This is a genomic window from Archangium violaceum Cb vi76, from assembly GCF_000733295.1.
Lineage (GTDB): Bacteria > Myxococcota > Myxococcia > Myxococcales > Myxococcaceae > Archangium > Archangium violaceum.
Map to the genome: position 1 here is coordinate 1 of NZ_JPMI01000152.1, position 22,936 is coordinate 22,936.

Here is a 22,936-nt window from a genome sequence, read left to right on the forward strand (position 1 = left end):
TCTCCCGAGGGGAGAGGGGAAATGGGCACGCTTCAGGGGTAATGGGCACGCTTCAGGGGTAATGGGCACGCTTCAGGGGTAATGGGCACGCTTCAGGGGTAATGGGCACGCTTCAGGGGTAATGGGCACGCTTCAGAGGGAAATGGGCACGCTTCTCGGACTGGCCTCGAGGGGATTAGAAAGCGGGAAGGAGGCGCTTCATCTTGCGGGACTGGTTCGTCGAGCGGCGCGAGGTCACCGAGGTCGTCCACCAACGCTCCGGGCTGCGCGTACTGTCGCCCGGCTGCGAGCGCGGCTACGCCATCCGCCGCGACGTCCCCGGTGGCCAGGAGCAACTCTGGACGGAAGTAGCTGGAGGTCCACTCCCCACCGGCGCCCTGCCCTCCGAGCTGCTGGGCCCAGCTCGCGCGCTGCTCGAGCCCGAGCCCTCCCCTCCGAACGCCACCCTCCTCTCCGAGGTCGCTCGGCGGCTCGTGGGCACCGCCCAGGCCGCTGGCGCCGCGCACCTGGACGTCCTGCTGCGCGAGGTGGACCAGCGCATCCTCCTCGCCGACGAGCAGCACCGCGCCGAGGACCGGCGCCACCATGCCCTCCTCGAGCTCAAGGTGTTCCATCCCACCTCGGGCGGCCTCGCCGAGCTGTGGCGCTGCGCGGCCTATCCCGATGGGCAAGCCCTCCACGCAGCCCTGCCCCTGCTCGAGGCCCTCGTCCAGCGCATGGCCCGCCAACTCGATGACACCACTCCGGCCAGGCCGTGCCCCACCGGACCCCTCCCCGTGGTGTTCCCTCCCGGCTCGGCCTCCGGTTGCTTCTTCCACGAGGTGTGTGGCCACCCGCTCGAGGGCGATGTCGTCGCGCGCGGCGGCTCCTACCTCGCCCGCCGCCTCGGGCAACGCGTCGCCGAGTCCTTCGTCTCCGTCTCCGATGACCCGACCGATGGTCGCGGCGCGCTCGCCTACTCCTGCGATGACGAGGGCCACCCCGCCCGGCCCGTCCCCCTCCTCCACGCCGGCCACGTCGGCACGCCTCTGCTCGACTCACGCAGCGCGAGAGCGCTCGGCTGCACGCCCAACGGACACGGCCGCCGGGTGGGCTTCAAACACCCTCCCCTCGCCCGCATGGCGCACACCCGCGTCGAGCCCCACCAGGGCGACCTCGAGGCGCTCATCGCGGACATCCCCTACGGACTGCTGGTGCGCCACCTCCTGCCGCGGCACATGAACCTGCTGTCGGGGGACTTCAGCTTCTACATCCTCGAGGCCCAGGAGATCCGCGACGGAGCCCTGGGGAGCATGGTGTCCCCCGGCATCCTGAGCGGCAACGGCCTGGAGGCGCTGGCGAGCATCGACGCGGTGGGCGCGGACTACCAGAACCTGTTCGCCACGCGCGGCTGCCGCAAGCTCGACCACGGCCCGCTGCCCGTCTCCTTCGGGCAGCCGACCGTGCGCTTCCGCCAGCTCCACATCCAGCCCTGGCGGTGAATCAGCCCCGGCGGCGCATCCCGCCAGGGGCCTCCGGATAGCACTGCGAGTTGGACTCCGGGAACGGCACCGGCTCGGCCGTCTCGTCCTCCGGGGGAGGCTCGCCACCGGGGAAGGAGAAGACGCGGCCGAACGACACACCCTCGCGGATCTCCTCGACGACGGGCGGGATGACCCACGGCCGCGGGAAGTCTCCCTCCTCCAAGATCACCGTGTCGTTGAACGTCACCTGCAGCGGCTCCGTCACCTCGCTCTTCGGGGGCAGCACCACCGCGTAGTAGCCCAGCGAGCTCATGGCTCCGGCATCCGGAATGGCCATGTAGCCCATGGGCGACTGACCGGGGATGCCCGCGTCCGGCGGAGCCCACTCGATGGCGAAGAGCTGGCCCATGTTGGTCTCGGCGGCGATGCTGTCGGCGGGAATCGTGAAGATGTCCAGCTCGTAGCTGGGCGCGTAGACCCACAGCAGCGCCACACCGGCCGTCTTCGTCGTGTCCATCAGGTCCGCCACCGTCGTCGGCGTCCCCATGTCCGTCATCGTGTTGGCAATCGCCGTGAGCGCACCGGCGTCACCCACCATGGTGGCCACCTGCAACTGGCACAGCGTGGAGTGCGGGACGATGGGCCGCAGGGTCCTCGTCGGGTAGTACGTGCCCATGGGAGCCGTCACGGGCGGCGGCGGCGCCTCCGGATCCATGTACGCCTCGCCGAGCACGAATTCCCGCCCCGGCGGAGTGGCCCGCGCGCTGTACGCCACGGTGTTGCTGGAGGGCACGCCCGACAGCTGCCAGGAGCCCGTGAACGAGCCCTCCGTGCTGCCCCCCACGCTGTCGTCCGGCGCCAGGACGCTGATGCCCGCCTGCGGCACCGACGAGTACAGCAGGAAGGGCACGCCGTCGTAGAGCGCGGGCGGCGGATCCTCCTCCGGGTGCTCCGGATCCGACGGCCAGTTGGCCAGCAGGAAGAAGAACGCCTCCGGGTCATACACGACGCCCGAGAGGGTGCTCGTGCGGCCCGGCAGATCCGTGTACGGCGACGGCGGCGGCGGCAGCTCGGGCTCGGGCACCAGGGAGCAGCCCACCAGGGAGCCCGCGAGCAGAACGCTGGAGAGGAAGTGAGAAGCCCTCATGTCGGTCCTCGTGGAAATCAATTGCGCGGCAGGTTGTGCGAAGTGGGCGGCTTCAGCGCGTGGCACCCGTTGGCGCAGTTGCCGTAGGCGTTCGGCGTGATGTGCACCGGCTGGAACTCCAGATCGAAGTACTCCGTGCCGTGCGCCCCGGGGTGGCAGCCATTGCAGGACTTGATGCTCGGCCGCAGCGTGCTCTCGCGCGTCAGGTGGCACAGGGTGCAGTCACCCTTGTCCTGGTTGTACTTGCGCGAGCTCATGTGGATGCGGTGCACGGCATCCGGTAGGAAGCCGATGGACTCGTCGTTGTGGCACGTCTTGCACGACTCCACATGGTCCACCGCCACACCGTGGTGCACGTTGGTCATCGAGTTCACGCCGTTGTGGCACACCTGGCAGTTGCCCACCACGCCCGGGTACGTCGTGGCCTGCTCCTGGCCCACCTGGAAGAAGAAGGAGTCGAGCCGGTTGAGGCGCTCGCCCATGAAGTAGCGGTGCCCCTTGAGCATGATGGAGTAGGTGCCCGGCTTCGCGTTCGCCGGCAGCTTCACCGCCAGCCGCGTGGCCGGGTGGATGTCACCGCCACCGCCGTAATACTGGCTGCCCGGATCCAGGTAGTACTTCGGCTCGCTGCTCTGCGGGAAGGCGAAGTAGGGAATCTCGTACGTGCCGTTGACCACCTGCAGATCATGCAGCGGTCCGATGACCTTGTAGCCCGCCTCCGAGGCGCTCGCGTCCCGGAAGGGGAAGAGCATCGAGTCGTTGAAGTACAGCAGGCCGTTGGCCATGTCGCCCATGTACTCGTTGAAGCTGGGCAGGGTGTCGCGCGGGTGCAGCGCGTTGCCGTCACCGTCGAGCAGGGCGAGCTGGAAGTCCACCGTCTCTCCCGGCGTGTGGAACTTGCCGTTCGCCGGCGGGGCGATCTTCACCGTCTGCTGCAGACCGAAGCCGCACGGCACCGGCTGCGAGTCGTCGGGCAGGCCGTCCGCGCCGAGCTTGTAGCAGGTGGGCGCCCGATCCTGCTCCTTCACGAAGTTGACCGGGAAGAGGAAGGGCTCGTCGGGCAGCAGGCTCCAGGTGATGCGGATGACGCCCTCGCCCGTCAGGTCCGGCATGCGGAAGGACTTGAACGGGTTGGTGGAGCCCACCATGGACACCTTCACCACCGTCTGGAACATGGGCGGGCCGAACAGATCCGACATGTGGAGCGTGATGTCTCCCGGGTACTGGGGACGCTCGATGCCCATCGCCATCCAGCTCACCCGGGTGCGCCCCGTCACGGGGTTCTCGGCGAGGAAGTCCGTGCGCTTGTAGGTCTCCGACACGCGGATGTTGCCCGCCTCGTCCAGCACCTCCAGCTTGAACTCGTCCTCGTTGGAGAGCATCCACGCGGCGTTCTCGAAGTACGTCTCGCGCTGGAAGAGGCCGCGGTTGTTGAGCGTGCGCCACTCGTCGCGGCCCATCGTCATCCCGCTCCAGTCCAGGTTCTTGAAGCGCGACTGCTTGCGGATCCACTTCGCGGGCGCGGTCCGATCGTTGAAGTCCGTGTGCTGGTTGAAGACCGAGTTCACCACGGAGAACTCGCGCAGGAAGTAGAGCGCGCCCGGCGTCACGTTCATCTGCGCGAAGGGCGGGATGGGCGGCACGGGACCGGGAGCGAAGGCCATGTCCGGCCGCTCGCACGTCGCCGGGTAGTCGAAGACGCTGGGATCGAGCGAACCGCCCAGCGCCACCGGCTCACCGTTGGGCAGCATGGAGCAGCCGTTGTAGCCCAGCAGCGACAGCGAGATGGCTCCCGAGGCCGAGCTCGAATAGGGATCGAAGGCCTTGGCGCCACGGCCACGCGTCCCTTCCGAGTCCTCGACCCGGAAGACGTCACAGCCCGAAGCGAGCGCCACAGCGCAGAAGAGGAGGGTTTTCTGGAGACGATTCATGGGGGGGGAGAGATGAATCCTGCGCGGCCCCGCCACAGCTGCCTGGCGGGATGAAACATTGGCTCGGCGGTATGACCCTACCAAGCGCCTCGCCGGAAAGCCAAGAGGCCCACCCCGAGGCACACGGGCCGTTTCAGTCGGGAGCGGGCCCTTCCACGGGGTGGCCCAGACGGAGCGCGATCACGCCCCGCCGGTACTCGTTGGTGAGCCGATCCGCCTTCACGTGAACCTCACCGGAGAAGTCCAGCGGATGGGCCTTCGGATGCTGCGCCTCGGCCGTGAGGCGGTCCTGCTCGAGGATGGCCAGCTCCGACTTCACGAAGATGTCCGGGAACATCTTCTTCAGGTTCGGGTGGTACGAGGAGAAGTAGAAGCACCGCATCTTCTCCTCCGACCACGGTGAAGCGATCGCATACACCGTGTGTTTGAAGAAGAGCGTCGGCTTGAAGCTCAGGCGCACGGCGAACGGGTAGGTCACCTCGTACGTGAGCGTGGTGCGATCCACCTTGGGCGGCGCGCCCCCGATGGACGGCGCGAGCGCGGGATAGGTGATCTGCGCCCGCACGCCGTGGGGCAACCGCTCCACGTCATAGGGCGGAACCTCCTGCTGCTCCGGATTCCCGAAGGTGCCCTCGTGCACCCAGGACAGGTGCGTGACGTCCAGGACGATCTCCAGCATGCGCCCCGCCGAGACATTCCAGTCCAGCAGCGGCAACGCGACGGTGGCCACGCTGCCGTCCTCCAGCTCGGGCCACTCGGGCAGCGGCGCCGCGGACTCCGCGGCCAGGCACACCCAGATGAGTCCGTAGCGCTCGGTGGCCCGGTAGGACGCCAGCATGGCCCGGGGAGGAATGGGCACCGAGGGCTGCGAGGGGATGTGCACGCACCGCCCATCCTCGCCGTACGTCCACCCATGGAAGCCGCAACGCAGCCCCTGCTCCACCACGGCGCCACGGCACAGGTCCGCGCCACGGTGCGCGCAGTACCGCTGCGTCACCGCCACGCCCGAGCCCATGCGCCACACCACCAATTCCCTGCCGAGCAGCCGCGCCGGAAGGGGGCGCTCCTTCAGCTCATGCGAGAAGGCGACGGGGTGCCAGTACGCGGAGAAGGCTTCTTCGTAGGAGCGCACGCCGGTTTCCATCTCCCAGCACGCTCAGGCCAGCGCGAGCGGGGCGATCTTGCTCTCGATCTCCTCGAGCAGGAAGTTGATCTCCTCCAGCTCGTCGAGCTTCTCGGGGGCCGAGGCGGAGGCAGCGGCCTGGACGGGGGTGGACTCAACGGAAGAGTCGACATGGTGGGCGGAGGTGGTCTCTTCGGCGGCCATGTGGGGGGCTCCTGGGAAAGAAAGCTGCGAACTCAGTGTAAATCGGGATGTTCGTGCGGATAAGGTCTTCCTGTCAACCAGGGAAGCCCAACTTTTTCTCAACATCTCAATCCGTAAAGCCCATGACCCAGCCCTCCGCCGCCCTGTCCTCGAAGCGCGAGAAAGTCCGATGGGAGGGCCCGGCCGCGATGCTGGGCGGGAGCCTGTGGCTGCTGTTCTACGGGGCGTCGGCGCTCGCCGGGCGGGAGCTGGGTGAGGGCCCCCGGGACGTGAATGACTCGGGCCTGCTGCTGCTGGGGGCCGCGGCCTTCTGCGGGGCCGTCCTGGCGCTCGGCACCAGCCTGACGGGACTGAGGGCCCGGCTCCAGGGGCGCGCCCGGCGGCTGGGACTGGCCGGAGGGGTGATGGCCGCCCTCGCCCTCGCGACGGCCGCGCTCAACACGCTGTGGCTGACGGGACTGGTGGGACGCGCCCGGTTCGTCGGCGGCCTGGCCGCACTGGGAGTGCTGTGTGTCTGCACGGGCGCCGTGCTTCTGGGACTCGCCACCCGGCGGGAACAGGTGCTGCCGCGCTGGGGAGCAACCCTCCTCGTCGTCACGGGTCCACTCACCGTGTTGCTGATCGCCACCTCCGGCCTCCGGTTCGGCTCCCTTCCCGGCTACGTCCTGGATGATCTGCCGTTCGCCATCGCCGGCCTGCTGTGGATCACCGCCGGTACGGCCATGCGCTCGCGTGGCGAGAAATGAGCCCCCGCGGATTCTCACGCGCCAAGAGGCGGGCTTCGTGGCTCGGACGCGCCTCGCTATACTTCCACCCGCCTTCCGCCCCCCCGCTCCGATGAACTCCCCCTTCCACCGTCTGGCCGCCGTGTTTCTCGTGACGTGGAGTTGCGTGGCCGGGGCCCAGGAGCTTCGCGACACGAAGCCCGGCGTCACCACGGGCCAGGAGGTTCTGCGGTCGTTCGGAAGGCCCACCCGCCGCACCCCCACGCCCAAGGGCGGGCTCGTCCTGAGCTACCAACGGACCTCCGCCCCCGAGGGCACGCGCGGCGCCTTGTTCACCCTCGACGCCGAGGGCCTGCTCCAACGCATCGACGTCATCCCCAAGCGCCCCCCGACGCGCGCCAGCATCGAGAAGACCTACGGGCCCGAGTGCTCCGAGGACACGCCCCCGGAGCGCCCCTGCTACGACATCCAGCGCACGCCCCGGGGCTTCTCCCTGAACTACGCCCGGCTCGGGCTGCTGGTGAACTTCGAGAAGAAGCGGGTGAAGTCCCTGACGTACGTGGCCCCCGCTCCGGAGCCGGAGCCTGAGCCTGAATCGGAATCGGAGCCGCTGGCGTCCACTCCGGAGCCCACGTCCGGCGCCGAGGCGGATTCCGGAGAGTTCGATCTGTCGCTGCGTCCCGCGGCCATCGAGTCGTCCGAGCCCGAATCCGAGTCCGCGCCCGAGTCCGCTCCCACCGAGCCCAGGACGCTCGCCTCCGCGCCCACCGCCGCCGAGAGCGCTCGCGAAGCCGAGTCGCTGCAACGGACCACGCTCGCCCTGGGAGGCCGCCTCCTCCAGCAGGGCTACGTGTCCGGCTCGCGGCTCGGTCCGGAGACCCGGATGCGGCCGAACCTCCCCTCCCTGGTGGACCTCTACCTGGACGCCACCCCGGGCAGCACCTTCCGCGGCTTCGTGGTGGGGCGGCTCGTCTATGATCCGTTGGATCAGGCCATGAGCGGGCCGCAGGTCATCCTCGACCAGCTCTGGCTCCGGTTCGATGTCGCCAACCGCCTGTTCTTCACGCTGGGACGGCAGCAGATCAAATGGGGCAGCTCGCGCATCTGGAACCCCACCGACTTCCTGCAGCGCCCCAACCCCCAGCCGCTCGAGGCGTTCGATCTGCGCACGGGCGTGGACATGCTGAAGGTGAACATCCCCTTCGAGACGCTGTCCTCGAACCTGACACTCTTCGCCACGGCGGACCTCGATGGCCCGGAAGGGGACCGGCTGCGCTACGGCGGCGCCGTGCGCGCGGAGGTCGCGGTGGGCACCAGTGAGCTCGCCGCCTCCGCGGCCTTCCAGCAGGGACGGCGTCCACGCTTCGGCCTGGACTGGTCCATGGGCGCGGGGCCGTTCGATCTCAACGCGGAGCTCGCCGTGGTGCAGGACACCACCGTGGGCCTCTGGCAGCGCACGGCGGACGGCTTCGTGCCGCGGGAGTTCGGCGGGCCCAAGGTGCTCGCCAGCGCGGGGGTGAACACCCAGCTCCGCTTCGCGGACGTCTACCGCCTCGGCTTGCGCCTGGAGGGCTTCTACAACTCCCTGGGGTACGAGGATCGCTCGTACATCACCTGGCTCATCTCGCAGGACGACTACCAGCCGCTCTTCTTCGGCCGCTACTACGCCATGGGGCAGCTGACCTTCACCCGCCGCAGCATCTACGTCCCCACGCTGAACTTCACCGTCCTGTCGAACGTGCTCGACCGCTCCTTCTACGGTCGCGTGGACTTCATGGTGGTGCCCATCACCGAGCTGAAGGTCTTCGCCTTCGTGGAAGCACCCTTCGGCCAGCGCGGGACCGAGTTCCGCTTCCAGCCCGACCCCGCGATCGCGCCCCTCCCCGCCACGGGGCTGAGCCTCTTCCGCGTGGGATTCAGCGTCCAGATGAGGATGTAGAAGGTCCGAGACCATGGCCTCCCCGAAGAACCTCGATGCCCTGTCCCCCGCCGAGAAGCGCGCGCTGCTCAAGCAGCTCCTGGAGCGAGGCAATCCCCCCGCCGCGCCGAACACCAGCACCCCGGGCGCCACGGGAGACCTGACGCTCGCGACGGGGCCCGTGCGCCGCCCCGCGGAGGAGGCGCCCGTCCCGTCCTTCGCGCAGGAGCGCATGTGGTTCCTGCACCAGCTCCAGCCCGGTGCCGCGACCTACAACGTGCCCGAGGCCGCCGAGCTGAACGGCACCGTGGACCCGGGCGTGCTCGACACGGCGCTGCGCCACCTGCTCGCGCGGCACCCGGCGCTGCGCTCCACCTTCCCCACCTCCGAGGGCCTTCCCCGGCTCGCCTTGCAGGACGTGCCCACGCGCGTGCTGGAGGTGGAGGAGCTCGCGCCCGAGGCGGACGGTGACGGGCTCGAGGCGCGCATCTCCCGCCGCCTGTACGAGGAGGCCACGCGTCCCTTCGACCTGGAGCACGGGCCGCTCTACCGCTTCCGCCTCTTCCGCGTCTCGCCGCAACGGCACGTGATGCTGCTGGTGGTCCACCACATCGTCTTCGACGGCTGGTCCATCAACGTGCTGATGCGCGAGCTGCGGGAGGTCCATACCGCGCTCGGCCGCCAGCAGGAGCCCCGGCTTCCCCCCGTGGCGCTCGAGTACTCCGACTTCGCCGCGTGGCAGAGGCAGCCCGCCATCTCCGCCCGCGAAGCCGAGCTGCTGGAGTACTGGAAGCGCCAGCTCACGGACGCGCAGTCCCTGCTGCAACTGCCCACGGATCTGCCCCGGCCCGCCATCCGCTCCACGCGCGGCGCGGAGACCCCGCTGCTCCAGCTGCCCGCCGCGCTCACCGAGTCCGTCCGCGCCTTCTGCCGCGAGCGCCAGGTCTCGCCCTTCATGGTGTTCCAAGCGGCGTTCTCCGCGCTGCTCCACCGCTACTCGCAGCAGACGGACTTCTGCGTCGGCACGCCCGTCTCCGGCCGCACCCATCCCTCCGTCGAGGGGCTCGTCGGCCTCTTCGTCAACACCCTGGTGCTGCGTACCCGCGTCGCGCCCTCCAGCACCTTCTCCTCCCTGCTGGCCCAGGTGCGCACCACCACCCTGGAGGCCCTCGCCCACCAGGATGTCCCCTTCGAGCGGCTCGTCAGCGCCATGGGTGCCGAGCGCAGCCTCAGCCAGACGCCCCTCTTCCAGGTGATGTTCGACCTGTACCGCGTGGAGCACTCGCTGGCGGATGCGCTCTCCAGCCCGAGCCTCCAGACGCGGCCGGTGCGCGTGGACACCCGCGCCTGCCAGTTCGATCTGTCCCTCTCCGTCTACGAGAGTTCCCGCGGCTTCAACGTCTTCCTGCGCTACTGCGAGGACCTGTTCACCCCCTCCACCGTGGAGCGGATGCGGGGCCACTACGTCCAGCTCCTCACCCACGCGCTGCGCGAGCCCCAGGCCCGGCTGGACACGCTGCAACTGCTCACGCCCGAGGAGCGCCAGGCCGTCCTCCACCACGCCCGCCCCTCCACGCGCGACTGGTCCCTCGACACCTGCCTCCATGAGTACCTGCCGCTCCACGCCCGCACCGCGCCCCAGCGCGTGGCGCTCGCCTTCCGCGGAGGCCGGTGGACGTATGGAGAGCTCGAGCTCCACACCAACCGCGCCGCCCACCGGATGGTGTCCCACGGCGTCGGCCCCGAGCGCATCGTCGCCATCCTCAGCCCTCGCACCGAGGGCCTGATTCGCGCCCTCATCTCCGTCCACAAGGCCGGTGGCGCCTACCTGCCGCTCGATGCGCAACTGCCCGCCGCCCGTGTCGCCCAGTTGCTCGCCGAGAGCCGCGCGCCCTTCGTGCTGCCGCTCGGCGAGACACATGCCCTGCTCTCCGAGGCGCTCGCGCTCCTTCCCGAGACGCAGCGGCCCCACGTGCTCTCGCTGGAGGGACTGGACTCCGAGAGCCCCGAGCCCCTGCCCCGCCGCGCCACGCCGGACAACCTCGCCTACGTCGTCTTCACCTCCGGCTCCACCGGCACGCCCAAGGGCGTCATGTGCGACCACCGGGGCATGCTCAACCACGCCCTGTGGCTCCAGGAGGACCTCGCCCTCACCCCGGACGACGTCCTGTCCCAGACCGCGGGCATGGGCTTCGACATCTCCATCTGGCAGATGATCGGCCCCCTGTGCTTCGGCGGCGGCACCTACGTCTTCGATGACGACGTCATCCGCGAGCACTCGAAGCTGGCCGCCGCCCTCGTGGAGGCCGGCTCCACCGTCCACCAGATGGTGCCGCCCGTCTTCCAGAACTTCCTGGAGGAGCTCGAGGCCTCCAACGTGCGCAGTTTGGGACGTCTGCGCTGGCAACTGCTCGGAGGACAGGCGCTCCCGTCCTCGCTGTGCCGCACCTGGTTCGCGCGTTTCCCGCACATCGGGATGGTGCACGCCTACGGCCCGGCCGAGTGCACCGATACCGCCACCCACCATTATATGCGCACGCCGCGCGAGGCCCCGGCGGGCACCTGGTCGCCCATCGGCACGCCCAAGGCCAACCTGGAGGTGTACCTCCTCGACGAGGCCCTCCAGCCCGTGCCCGTGGGCGTGGTGGGGGAGATCTTCATCGGCGGCGTGGGCGTGGGCCGCGGCTACCTGGATCATCCCGAGTGGACCGCCGAGCGTTTCGTCCCGCATCCGCTGAGCACCCGGCCCGGAGAGCGGCTCTACCGCACCGGAGACCTCGCCCGGCTTCGCGCCGATGGGCTCTTCGAGTTCGTCACCCGCGCCGACTTCCAGGTGAAGGTGCGCGGCGTGCGCATCGAGCTGGCCGAGGTGGATGCCGCGCTCCAGGCGCTCCCCGAGGTGCGCGAGGCCGCCGTGCTGGCCCGCGAGGTGCGCCCGGGCGAGAAGCTCCTCGTGGCCTTCGTGGCCCCCGCCCAGGCCAGCACCAGCGCCGCCTCACTGCAACAGGCCCTGGCGCGCTCGCTGCCCGCGTACATGGTGCCCTCCCGCTTCCTCCTGCTGGAGGCCCTGCCCCTCAACGCCAACGGCAAGGTGGACCGCAAGGCCCTGGAGGCCCTGCCCCTCGAGTCCGCCGAAGCACAGTCCTCCGGTGAGCCGCCGCGCGGACCCGTCGAGGAGCTGCTCGCCCAGCTCTTCCGCCAGGTGCTCGGCGTGGAGAAGGTGCACCGCGAGGACAACTTCTTCCACCTCGGCGGCCACTCGTTGAGCGCCACCCGGCTGGTGGCCCGCGTCCGCCAGTCCTTCGACATCGAGCTGCCGCTCCCCTCCTTCTTCGCCTCGCCCACCATCGCGGGCCTGGCGCGCGAGCTGTCCCAGCTCCAGGGCACCAGCGCCCAGGGCCTCCCCGCGCCCACGCCACGTCCGGAGGGTTCGCCCCCGGTGCTGTCCTCCGCCCAGGAGCGGCTGTGGTTCATCCAGCAGCTCCAGCCGGACTCCAGCGCCTACCACACCCCCGAGGCCATCGAGCTCACGGGGCCCCTGGACACCGAGGCCCTGCGGCAGTCCCTGCGCTGGCTGTTGGAGCGCTACCCGGTGCTCCGCCTGTTCATCCCGTCTCGCGAGGGACAGCCCCACCCCGTCCTCCTGCCCGTGCCCCAGGAGCCCCTGCGCTTCGAGTCCCTCGAGGGATTGCCCGACGCCCGGGAGCGGCTGGCCTCGCGGCTGCGCGAGGAGGTGCACCAGCCCTTCTCCCTGGAAGCCGGCGCCCTCTACCGCTTCTGGCTGTTGAAGCTCGGCCCCGAGCACCATGTGCTGCTGCTCGTGTTCCACCACCTGCTGGTGGACGGCCTGTCCCTCAACATTCTCCTCCGGGAGCTGGCCGAGGCGTGGGCCGCCTTCCACCAGCGCCAGCCCCCCGCGCTCCCGCCCGTGCGCCTCCAGCACGCCGACGTCGCCGCGTGGCAGCGCACCGAGCCCGTGCGCGCCCGTGAGGAAACGCAGCTCGGCTACTGGAAGCGCCAGCTCGAGGACGCGCCGGGCCTGCTGCAGCTCTCCACCGACAAGCCCCGCCCCGCCGTCCTCTCCCACCGCGGCGGCTTCATCGGCTACCACCCGCTGCCTCCCGCGCTCTCCCAGACGCTCCTCGCCTTCTGCCGCCAGCACCAGGTGACTCCGTTCATGGTGCTGTACGCGGCCTTCGCCTCGCTCCTCCACCGCTACAGCGGCCAGGAGGACTTCTGCGTCGGCATCCCCTCCTCGGGCCGCTCCCACCCCGCCACCGAGGACGTCGTCGGCCTGCTCGTCAACACCCTGGTGCTGCGCACCCGCATCGGGCCGTCCACCTCCTTCGCCGGGCTGCTCTCCCAGGTCCGCACCACCACGCTGGAGGCCATCTCCCACCAGGACGTCCCCTTCGAGCGCCTCGTCAGCGCGCTCGGCGTGGACCGGTCTCCCAGCCACTCGCCCCTCATCCAGGTGATGTTCGACCTCAACCGGCTCGACAACCCCCTGGCCGGGGCCTTCACGGACCTCCAGGCGCGCTCGCTCGAGCAGGAGCTGCTCAGCAGCCTGTTGGACCTGTCCCTCAGCGTCGTCGAGCGCCCCGAGGGCTACGAGCTCTTCATCCAGTACAGCACCGACCTCTTCGAGGCTGGCACCGTGCAGCGCATGCTGGAGCACTACCTGCGCCTGCTGGGACACGCCGTGGCCGAGCCCCAGACGGCCGTGGAAGCGCTGCCGCTGCTCTCGCCCGCCGAGCGCGAGCAGGTGCTGTACTCCTTCAACGACACCGGGCGGCCCTTCGACGCCGAGGCGACGATCGTCTCGCTCCTCGAGGCGCAGGTGGCGCGCACCCCGGGCGCTCCGGCCGTGGTGGCCCCCGAGGGCACGCTCACCTTCCGCGAGCTGTCCGAGCGGGCCTCGCGGCTCGCGGCGCACCTGGTGGCCGCCGGAGCCCGGCCCGAGGCCGTGGTGGGCCTGTGCCTGGAGCGCTCGCTCGACGCGGTGGTGTCGCTGTTGGCCATCTTCATGAGCGGCGCCGCGTGCCTCCCGTTGGAGGCCTCGCACCCGGCGAGCCGCCGCGCCGCGCTGCTGCGGCAGGCCCGTGCACGGCTCGTCGTCTCCCGGCCCGCGCTGTTCGAGGGAGTGGAGCCCGGCGTGCCCATGGTGGACCCGGCGGACGTGCGCCAGACGGCGCTCCCGTCCTCCACGCCGTGGCCACGCGCCAGCGCCGAGCACCTCGCCTACCTCCTCTATACGTCCGGCTCGACGGGTGAGCCCAAGGGCGTGGAGCTGACCCACCGCAACGTCGTCCACTGCTTCGCGGCGTTCGATCCGTATTACGAGACGCGGCCGGGCGACTGCTGGGCCAGCTCGGGCAGCCTCTCGTTCGACATCCACCTGGAGGAGCTGCTCTTCAGCATCACCCGCGGCGCGCGCACCGTGCTGCGAGAAGTGGGCCCGCTCGGACTGGGGCGCGACCTCGTCCAGCACGGCATCACGCACGTCGTCATCACGCCTTCCTCGCTGGCCACGGCGCTGGAGGAGCCCGGCGCGCTGGAGGCCTTCCGTTCGCTCAAGGTGCTCGTCACCGGCGGCGAGGTGCTGCCGGATCCGCTGGTGCGGCAGCTCGCGCTGACGCGGACGACGCTGGTCAACACGTACGGCCCCACGGAGACGAGCATCAACGTCGTCGCGGGACGCATGCTGCCCGGCGAGCCCGTGCGCCTGGGATTCCCGCTGGACCGCTGCCGCATCTACGTGCTCGACACGCGCGGTGAGCCCGTTCCCCCTGGCGTGCCCGGTGAGCTCTTCATCGGCGGCACACCGCTGGGCCGCGGCTACCGCGAGCGCCCGGAGCTCACGGCCGAGCGCTTCGTGCCCGACGCCTTCTCCGGCGTGCCCGGCGCCCGCCTCTACCGCACGGGAGACCGCGTCCGCTGGAATGAGGACGGGTCGCTGAGCTTCCTGGGCCGCACCGACTTCCAGGTGAAGGTGCGCGGCGTGCGCATCGAGCTGGAGGAAGTGGAAGCCGCCCTCCTGCGCCAGCCCGGCGTGCGCAAGGCGGCCGTGGTGGTGCGCGGCAGCCAGAAGGACGCGCGGCTGGAGGCCTTCCTCGTGCTGGAGGGAAACACGGCTCGCGACGTGGCCCGCCTCCGCGAGGCCCTGTCCGCGTCGCTGCCCGAGGCGATGGTGCCCTCGCGCTTCGTCTCGCTGCCCGAGCTGCCGTTCACCACGAGCGGCAAGGTGGACCGCAAGGCCCTGCTGGCCCTGCCGGTGGAAGCCTCCGAGGCCGCGCCCTCGGGTGAGGCTCCGCGCGGCCCGGTGGAGGAGTTGCTCGGTCAGCTCTTCTGCCAGGTGCTGGGCGTGGAGAAGGTGCACCGCGAGGACGGCTTCTTCGAGCTGGGCGGCCACTCGCTGAGCGCCACCCGGCTGGTGGCCCGCATCCGTCAGGCCTTCGGCGCCGAGCTGCCCCTCGCGGCCTTCTTCTCCACTCCAACCATCGCGGGACTGGCACGTGCGCTGTCGAAGCTCCAGGGCACCACCGCCGAGGAGCTGCCCGCCCCCACGCCGCGCCCCGCGGGCTCCGCACCGCTGCTGTCCTTCTCGCAGGAGCGGATGTGGTTCATCCAGCAGCTCCACCCGGACTCCGGCGCCTACCACATCCCCGAGGCCGTCGAGCTGACGGGCCCGCTGGACGAGGACACGCTGGAGGCGTCACTGCGCTGGCTGCTGGAGCGCCACCCCATGCTGCGGCTGGCCGTGCCGTCTCGCGAGGGACAGCCCCAGCCCGTCCTCCAACCCCTGCCCCTCCGGCTGCTGCTCGCCGAGGAGTGGAACGGAGCCGCCACGCCACGGCGTGTGGCCCACTGGCTGCGCGAGGAGGTGCACCGGCCCTTCTCCATGGACGAGGGCCCGCTCTACCGCTTCCGGCTGCTGCGCACGGGCCCCGAGCGCCACGTGCTGCTGCTCGTGTTCCACCACCTGCTGGTGGATGGCCTGTCCCTGGACATCCTCGTCCGCGAGCTGGCCGAGGCGTACCGGACGCTCGGCCAGGGCCGCACGCCCTCGCTGGCACCGGTGCGCCTGGACTCCAGTGACATCGCCGCGTGGCAGCGCACCGCGCCCGTGCGTGCGCGGGAGGAGGCACAACTCGAGTACTGGAAGCGCCAGCTCGCGGGCGCGCCGGGGCTGCTGCGGCTCCCCACCGACAAGCCCCGTCCCGCCGTGCTCTCGCACCAGGGCGGCTTCACGGGCCACCAGGCACTGCCTTCCGAGCTCGTCCACGCCCTGCGGGCCTTCTGCCGCCAGCACCAGGCCACGCCCTTCATGGTGCTGTACACGGCGTTCGCCACGCTCCTCCACCGCTACTCGCGGCAGACGGACTTCTGCGTCGGCACGCCCGTCTCGGGCCGCTCGCACCCGGCCACCGAGGACACCGTCGGCCTGCTCGTCAACACGCTGGTGCTGCGCACCCGCCTCACGCTCTCCACCTCCTTCGCCGAGCTGCTCTCCCAGGTGCGCACCACCACCCTGGAGGCCATCTCCCACCAGGACGTGCCCTTCGAGCGCCTCGTCCAGACGCTCGACGTCCCGCGCACGCCGAGCCACTCGCCGCTCTTCCAGGTGCTGTTCGACCTGAACCGGGTGGAGCACGCCCTCGCCGATGCGCTCCCGGGCCTCCAGGGCCGCCCGCTCACGGTGGAGTCCGCGAGCAGCCCGCTGGACTTCTCCCTCGGCATTCTCGAGGGCCCGGACGGCTACCAGCTCGCCATCCGCTACAGCACCGAGCTCTTCGAGGCCGGCACCCTGAAGCGCCTGCTGGGCCACTACGTCCAGCTCCTCACCCACGCGCTGCGCGAGCCCCACGCACGCCTCGACACGCTGCCCCTGCTCACGCCCGAGGAGAACCAGGACGTCCTCCACGCCGCCCGCGCCCCCATGCGCGACTGGCCCCTGGACACCTGCCTCCACGAGCGCTTCTCGTCCCACGCCCGCACCGCGCCCCAGCGCGTGGCGCTCGCCTTCCGCGGGGGACGGTGGACGTATGGAGAGCTCGAGGCCCACACCAACCGCGCCGCACACCGGCTGATGTCCCAGGGCGTCGGTCCCGAGCAGCTCGTGGCCGTCCTCGGCCCTCGCACCGAGGAACTCATCCGCGCCGTCCTCTCCCTCCACAAGGCCGGTGGCGCCTACCTGCCACTCGACGCGCAACTGCCCGCCGCCCGTGTCGCCCAGTTGCTGGCCGAGAGCCGTGCGCCCTTCGTCCTTCCGCTCGGAGGCACCGGTGAGCGGCTCTCCGAGGCGCTGGCCCTCCTCCCCGAGGAGAGGCGTCCCCGCGTGCTCTCCCTGGAGGGGCTCGACTCCGAGAGCCTCGAGCTCCTGCCCCGCCGCGCCACGCCGGACAACCTGGCCTACGTCGTCTTCACCTCGGGCTCCACCGGCACGCCCAAGGGCGTGATGATCGACCACCGGAGCATGCTCAACCATGCGCTCGGGAAGCAGGAGGACCTGGGCCTCACGCCGGAGGACATGCTGTCCCAGACGGCGAGCATGGGCTTCGACATCTCCGTCTGGCAGATGCTCGGGGCCTTCTCCTTCGGCGGCGCCACGTACGTCGTCGACGACGAGGTGGTCCGCGAGCCGCCGCGCATGGCCGCGGAGCTGGACGCGAGTGGCGCCACCTTCCTCGAGCTGGTGCCCTCCGTCCTCCAGTCCATCCTGGAGGATGGCGACGCCGCCCACGCGCCCACGTTCCGCCGCCTGCGGTGGATGCTCATCGGTGGGCAGGCGCTTCCGCCCGCGCTGTGCCGCACCTGGCTGGAGCGCTACCCGGCGGTGTCCTTCGGCAACGTGTACGGGCCGGCCGAGTGCACGGACACCACCACGATGCACCTCCTGCGCACGGCGCCGTCGGGTGGCAGCACGCCCATCGGCACGCCCCGGGCCAACCTGGAGGCGTACGTCCTCGACGAGTCCCTCCAGCCCGTGCCCGTGGGCGTGGTGGGCGAGCTGTTCATCGGCGGAGCGGGCGTGGGCCGCGGCTACCTCGGCCGTCCCGAGTGGACCGCCGAGCGATTCGTCCCGCACCCCTTCAGTGCCCGGCCCGGAGAGCGGCTCTACCGCACGGGAGACCTCGCCCGGCTGCGCGCCGATGGATTGCTGGAGTTCGTCACCCGCGCCGACTTCCAGGTGAAGGTGCGCGGCGTGCGCATCGAGCTGGCGGAGATCGAAGCCGCCCTCCTCGCCCTGCCCGAGGTGCGCGACGCCGCCGTGCTGGCGCGCGAGCTCCACGCCGGGGAGAAGCAGCTCGTGGCCTGGGTGGTTCCCGCCGGGCCCGGCGTGGAGAGCACCGCGCTCGCCCAGGCCCTGGCGCGCTCGCTGCCCGCGTACATGGTGCCGTCCCGCTTCGTCACGCTGGAGGCCCTACCCCTCAACGCCAACGGCAAGGTGGACCGCAAGGCCCTGGAGGCCCTGCCCCTGGACGCCTCCGAGGCCCGGCCCACGGGTGAGCCACCGCGAGGCCCCGTGGAGGAGCTGCTCGCCTGGCTCTTCTGCCAGGTGCTCGGCGTGGACCAGGTGCACCGCGAGGAGGACTTCTTCCGCCTCGGGGGCCACTCGCTGAGCGCCACGCGGTTGGTGGTGCGCGTGCGCCAGGCCCTCGGCACCGAGCTGCCCCTCGCGTCCTTCTTCGCCTCGCCCACCGTGGCGGGACTGGCGGCCCTGCTCGGCACCGCGCCCCGGAAGGAAGCGGAGTGGAAACCCTCCGGACAGCGTCCCTCGCGACTCCCGGCCTCGTTGGTGCAGGAGCGGCTCTGGTACGCGCTGCAACTCCCGGAGGCTCCGCCCTTCGTGGTGGTGTCCGCGCTCGTGCTCGAGGGCCCGCTCGATGTCGCGAAGCTGGAATCGGCGCTCGAGGCCGTGGTGGACCGTGACGACACGCTGCGGACCACCTTCACCCAGGAGGCGGGGACCGTCTTCGCCCAGGTGAACCCGAGGCGCGCTCCGGTGCTCACGCGGACGGACCTCTCGCACCTGCCGTCCGAGGAAGCCCGGAAGGCGGCGAGCGCCATCGCGACGCGGCACGACCTCCAGCCCTTCGACGCGCTCCGGGGGCCGCTGTACCGCTTCGAGCTGGTGCGGCTGAACGCGGAGGGCACGCGGCACGTGCTCGTCACGGCGGTGAGCCACCTCGTGCTGGACGGCATGGGCCTGCAAGCCCTGTTGGGCGAGTGGGCGGAGGCCTACCGTGCGGCGATCGCCGGGCAGCCCTCGCTGCTGCCTCCCGCGCCGGTGCAGTACGCGGACTTCGCGCTCTGGCAGCGCCGGCCCGAGCAGCTCCGCCGACTCGACGAGGGCCTCGAGTCCTGGAAGCGGGCGCTGGCGGACGCGCCGCCGGTGTTGGATGTGCCGCTCGACTTCCCGCGCCGGGCTCCCGCGCTCAACGCCAACATGCGGCCGGTGCGGCTGTCCCTGCGCGCCGGGGACGTGGCCGCGCTGAAGGCCCTGGCCCGGCAGGAGGGCGTGTCCACCTTCACCGCGATGCTCGCGCTCATGCAGGCGTGGCTGCACCGGCTGAGCGCCCAGTCGAGCGTCGTGGTCGCCTCGCCCTTCTCGGGCCGCCTGCTGCCCGGCACGGAGCGGCTGGTGGGCTACTTCGCCAACGTGGTGCCGCTGTGCACGGACGTCTCGGGCGAGCCCTCCTTCCGCGCGCTCCTGAAGCGGGCCCACGGCACCGTGGTCCACGCCACCGCCCACCAGGAGGTGCCCTTCAAGCGCATCGCCGACGCCGTCCACCCGGACGCGGACCGCTCCGCGCCGCCGCTGGCCCAGGCGCTTCTGCTGCTGGACACGCTCGGGGCTCCGGCCTTCGAGGGGCTCGGCGTGTCCACGCTGGAGGGAGAGAGCATCATCCCGGCGTACGACGTGGTGCTGCACCTGGTGGAGAAGCCCGAGGGCCCCACCTCCGGCGTCATCGCCACCGACAGCGCGCTCTTCACCCCGGAGACAGCCGAGCGCATGGCCCGCGCCTTCGAGCAGCTCTTCTCCGAGGCGGTGCGAGCCCCGGACGTGGCCCTGTCTCGGCTGTCGCTCCTGTCCTCCGCGCAGCGGGCGCAGGTGCTGGCGGCGCTCGACGGTGGGCCCCAGGACGTGCCGGCCGGGGCGTGCATCCACACGCTCTTCGAGGCGCAGGTACGCCGCTCGCCGGACGCGCCCGCGGTGGCCCACCACACCACCACCTGGAGCTACGCCGAGCTCAACGCCCGCGCCAACCTGCTGGCGGCCCGGCTCGTCGAGCAGGGGCTGCTTCCCGAGGACCGGGTGGGCGTGATGATGGAGCCCACCGCGCAGGGCATGGCGGTGCTGCTGGGCATCCTCAAGGCGGGCGGCACGTACGTCCCGTTGGATCCGGGCTGGCCGGAGCCTCGCAAGCGCGCGGTGCTGGAGCGCGCGGGCGTGCGCCGCCTCTGGGTGGACGCGGAGGCGATGGAGACACACTACGACTACGCATCCGTGGTCGAAGTGCCCGAGCAACCCGAGCACGTGCCGGGCGAGCTCGTCCCCGGGCCTCGCGAGGTGTCCGACGCGCAACTGGCGTACATGATCTTCACCTCGGGCTCGACGGGTGAGCCCAAGGGCGTGATGGTAGAGCACCGCTCGGTGGTGAACCACAACGTGGCCATCGCGAAGAGCTTCGGGCTGCGGCCGGGAGACCGGATGTTGCAGTTCGCCCCGCTGAGCTTCGACGCGGCCGCCGAGGACCTGTACCCGCCGCTGGTGGTGGGAGCCACGGTGGTGATGCGCAGCGGGCTCGTGCCGGCGCACGCGATGACGCCCTACCTGGAGCAGGAGGGCATCACGGTCATCAGCCTGCCGCCCACGTACATCGAGGAGTGGATCCGCGAGATGGAGTCGCAGGGCCAGCGCGTGCCCGCGAAGCTGCACCTGCTGGCGCCAGGCGGAGACGTGCTCAAGCGCGAGACGTTCGAGTCCTGGGTGCGAGTGGGAGGCGCGCACGCGCCCTGGGTGAACGTCTACGGGCCCACCGAGTGCACCATCACCTCGGCCACGTGCGACATCCCGGGAGCCGAGGGCGTGGGCACGGCGCCCACGTTCCCCATCGGCCGGCCCATTCCGCGCGTGCGTTTCTACCTGCTCGACGAGCACCTGGAGCCGGTGCTCCCGGGACTGCCGGGCAAGGTGTACATCGGAGGGGCGGCGCTCTCGCGTGGCTACCTGAGCGCGCCGGACATGACGGCCGAGCGCTTCGTGCCGGATCCGTTCTCCCGCGAGCCAGGTGCGCGCATGTACAGCACGGGAGACCTGGCCCGGCTGCAACCGGATGGACGCCTGCGCTTCCTGGGGCGAGCGGACCATCAGGTGAAGATCCGCGGCTTCCGCATCGAGCTGTCGGAGATCGAGACGTGCCTGCGGCGCTTCCCCGAGGTGGAGGAGGCGGTGGTGATGGCGCGCACGGGAGCCACGGGAATGCAGCAACTGTGCGCCTGGGTGCAGGCACCGGCGGCGGTGCGGGCTGAGACACTGCGCGCGCACGTGGCGGCGCAATTGCCCACATACATGGTGCCCGCGACCTTCGTGGTGATGGAGCGGCTGCCGGTCAACAACAACGGCAAGGTGGACCGCAAGGCGTTGCCGGATCCGGAGGCGATGGCTCCCGCGGCCCCTGCCCTCTCCGAGGCGCCGACGATGGGAACCCTGGAGATGCCCATCCGCTCCACGCTGGAAATGGCGCTCCAGCGCTTGTGGAAGGAGGTACTCCAGCAGCCCGAGGTCAACGCCGGGGACAACTTCTTCGAGCTCGGCGGAGACTCGTTGCTGGCCATGCGCCTGCTGGGGCGGCTCGAGGAGGAGTTCGGCATCCCGGTGCCGCTGGCCACGCTGTTCCAGTACCCCGTGCTGCGGGACACGGCGGAGGCGCTGCGCGAGCAGTTGGAGGCCGGACCGCCGCCCACGAGCATCGTGCACCTGTCGGGAGCGGAGACGCCGGAAGACGCCCCGGCGCTCTTCTTCCTGCACGCGGGAGACGGAGAGCTGCACCACTACTACCCGCTCATCAAGCGACTGGGCCGGAAGTTCCGCCACTTCGGCATCCAGGCGCCGGAGACGCTGGCGGCGAGCCCCTTCGCCACCTTCGACGAACGCATCGCCTCATACGTGAAGGACATCCGAACGGTGCAGCCGCACGGGCCGTACCGGCTGCTCGGCTATTCGTACGGTGGCTGCGCGGCGTTCGGCGTGGCGGCGGCGTTCGAGGCGGAGGGGGAGAAGGTGGAGCTGCTGGCCCTGCTGGACACCTTCTCGGCCATCGCCACGCATGCGCCCCGGCAGGTGGAGGGAGTGCGGCTGATGGCGCAGGAGTTCGGCGTACTGGACGAGACGCTGGAGGGCGAGCTGGCCGGGATGAACCTCGACGCACAGTGGGAGCGGGTGGCCGAGCGGGCCCGTGATGCGGGCGTCGTGGCGCCGCACTTCGACGGCAAGCACCTGGCGCGCGTGTGGCACGTGCTCGGCGAGGTGCTGGTGCCGCAGGTGCAGCGGTGGACGGTGCCGACGCTCCACGGGCAGGTGCTGCTCTTCACAAGCGAGGAGTCACGTTCCATCCGCGACGAGACGCTTGGCTGGGACCAGTACGTGAAGCGGGAGCAATTGGATCTGGTGCCCCTGCCGGGAAGCCATGCCGGAAGCATCCACCCGCCACAGGTGGACACCATGGCGGCACGGCTGCGCGCGGTGCTCGGAGTGAGCGAGGAGTGAGAGGAGGCACCGCACCCGGTGCCTCTCCTCACGTGGCCCGGTCCACATCCGGGCCGAGAATCGACACATTCTGCTCCACGGACTTTTTCGGCACCTTGAGGTGGTTCGCGGGAAAGGCAGGGTCCGCATACCCCAAGGACAGCCCACAGAGGATGACGAGTTCCTCGGGGATGGGCAGCTCACGGCGAATGACTTCTGGATACGTCGTCAACGCTGCTTGGACGCAGGTGCCGATACCACGAGCCGTCAATCCCAGGACCAGGGTCTGGAGATACATTCCGACGCTCACCGCATCCGCGAGACCGAGGTCCCGGTGCATGCACAGGATGCCGGCCATGGGCGCGCCGAAGAACTCGTAATTGCGCTGCGAGGCCAACGATCTTCCGGCGACATCGTCCCGGGAAATCCCCATCGCCCCATAGACGATCGTCCCCAGCTCACGGCGATACACCTGGAAGGACGCTGGCAGCGGTGCCAGCTCACGCGGATTCGCTTTCACCTCCGCCCGAAGGGCCTCGCGCAAGCGCTCCAGGCGTTCACCCTCCATGAGGAAGAGGCGCCAGGGCTGGATGTTCGAGTTGGAGGGTGCGAGCTGCGCGAGCGCCAGGGCCTCCGTGAGCAGCTCGCGAGGAATGGGGGTGGGGAGAAAAC

At 70.7% G+C, this 22,936-nt stretch carries 9 protein-coding genes; 4 read left to right on the forward strand and 5 right to left on the reverse strand.

Annotated elements, in window-relative coordinates:
- Positions 1-203 precede the first annotated feature (203 nt).
- On the forward strand, positions 204-1,481 hold the full coding sequence (locus Q664_RS22375) for a TldD/PmbA family protein (RefSeq protein ID WP_043399151.1): 1,278 nt from the start codon (positions 204-206) through the stop codon (positions 1,479-1,481).
- Position 1,482: 1 nt separating this feature from the next.
- Here Q664_RS22375 and Q664_RS22380 read toward each other — a convergent pair whose 3' ends face one another.
- The 4 genes from Q664_RS22380 to Q664_RS57935 form a co-directional block, all read right to left on the reverse strand.
- On the reverse strand, positions 1,483-2,610 hold the full coding sequence (locus tag Q664_RS22380) for a hypothetical protein (protein ID WP_043399154.1): 1,128 nt from the start codon (positions 2,608-2,610) through the stop codon (positions 1,483-1,485).
- Between the two features lie 17 nt (positions 2,611-2,627).
- A complete protein-coding gene (locus Q664_RS22385) occupies positions 2,628-4,541 on the reverse strand; it encodes a hypothetical protein (RefSeq protein WP_052518503.1) in 1,914 nt (637 codons plus the stop codon).
- Between the two features lie 133 nt (positions 4,542-4,674).
- Positions 4,675-5,673, reverse strand: coding sequence for an aromatic ring-hydroxylating oxygenase subunit alpha (locus tag Q664_RS22390; protein WP_043399158.1), 999 nt, complete (start codon positions 5,671-5,673; stop codon positions 4,675-4,677).
- A gap of 24 nt (positions 5,674-5,697) precedes the next feature.
- On the reverse strand, positions 5,698-5,868 hold the full coding sequence (locus Q664_RS57935) for a Xan family putative trans-acting RiPP leader peptide (protein ID WP_152622273.1): 171 nt from the start codon (positions 5,866-5,868) through the stop codon (positions 5,698-5,700).
- 122 nt (positions 5,869-5,990) lie between these two features.
- Here Q664_RS57935 and Q664_RS22395 point away from each other — a divergent pair, with 122 nt between their 5' ends.
- The 3 genes from Q664_RS22395 (at position 5,991) to Q664_RS22405 (ending at position 22,285) form a co-directional block, all read left to right on the forward strand.
- On the forward strand, positions 5,991-6,614 hold the full coding sequence (locus Q664_RS22395; protein WP_152622274.1) for a hypothetical protein: 624 nt from the start codon (positions 5,991-5,993) through the stop codon (positions 6,612-6,614).
- 91 nt (positions 6,615-6,705) lie between these two features.
- Positions 6,706-8,532 carry a hypothetical protein gene (locus tag Q664_RS22400; RefSeq protein WP_063934734.1) on the forward strand — a complete coding sequence of 609 codons (1,827 nt, stop codon included), beginning with the start codon at positions 6,706-6,708 and terminating at the stop codon, positions 8,530-8,532.
- A 13-nt stretch (positions 8,533-8,545) separates the two neighbouring features.
- A complete protein-coding gene (locus Q664_RS22405; RefSeq protein ID WP_084610240.1) occupies positions 8,546-22,285 on the forward strand; it encodes a non-ribosomal peptide synthetase in 13,740 nt (4,579 codons plus the stop codon).
- Positions 22,286-22,313: 28 nt separating this feature from the next.
- On the opposite strand, the gene Q664_RS22410 is transcribed toward Q664_RS22405, so the two are convergent.
- On the reverse strand, positions 22,314-22,936 hold a 623-nt coding region (locus tag Q664_RS22410), incomplete at its 5' end, for a nitroreductase (RefSeq protein ID WP_043399163.1).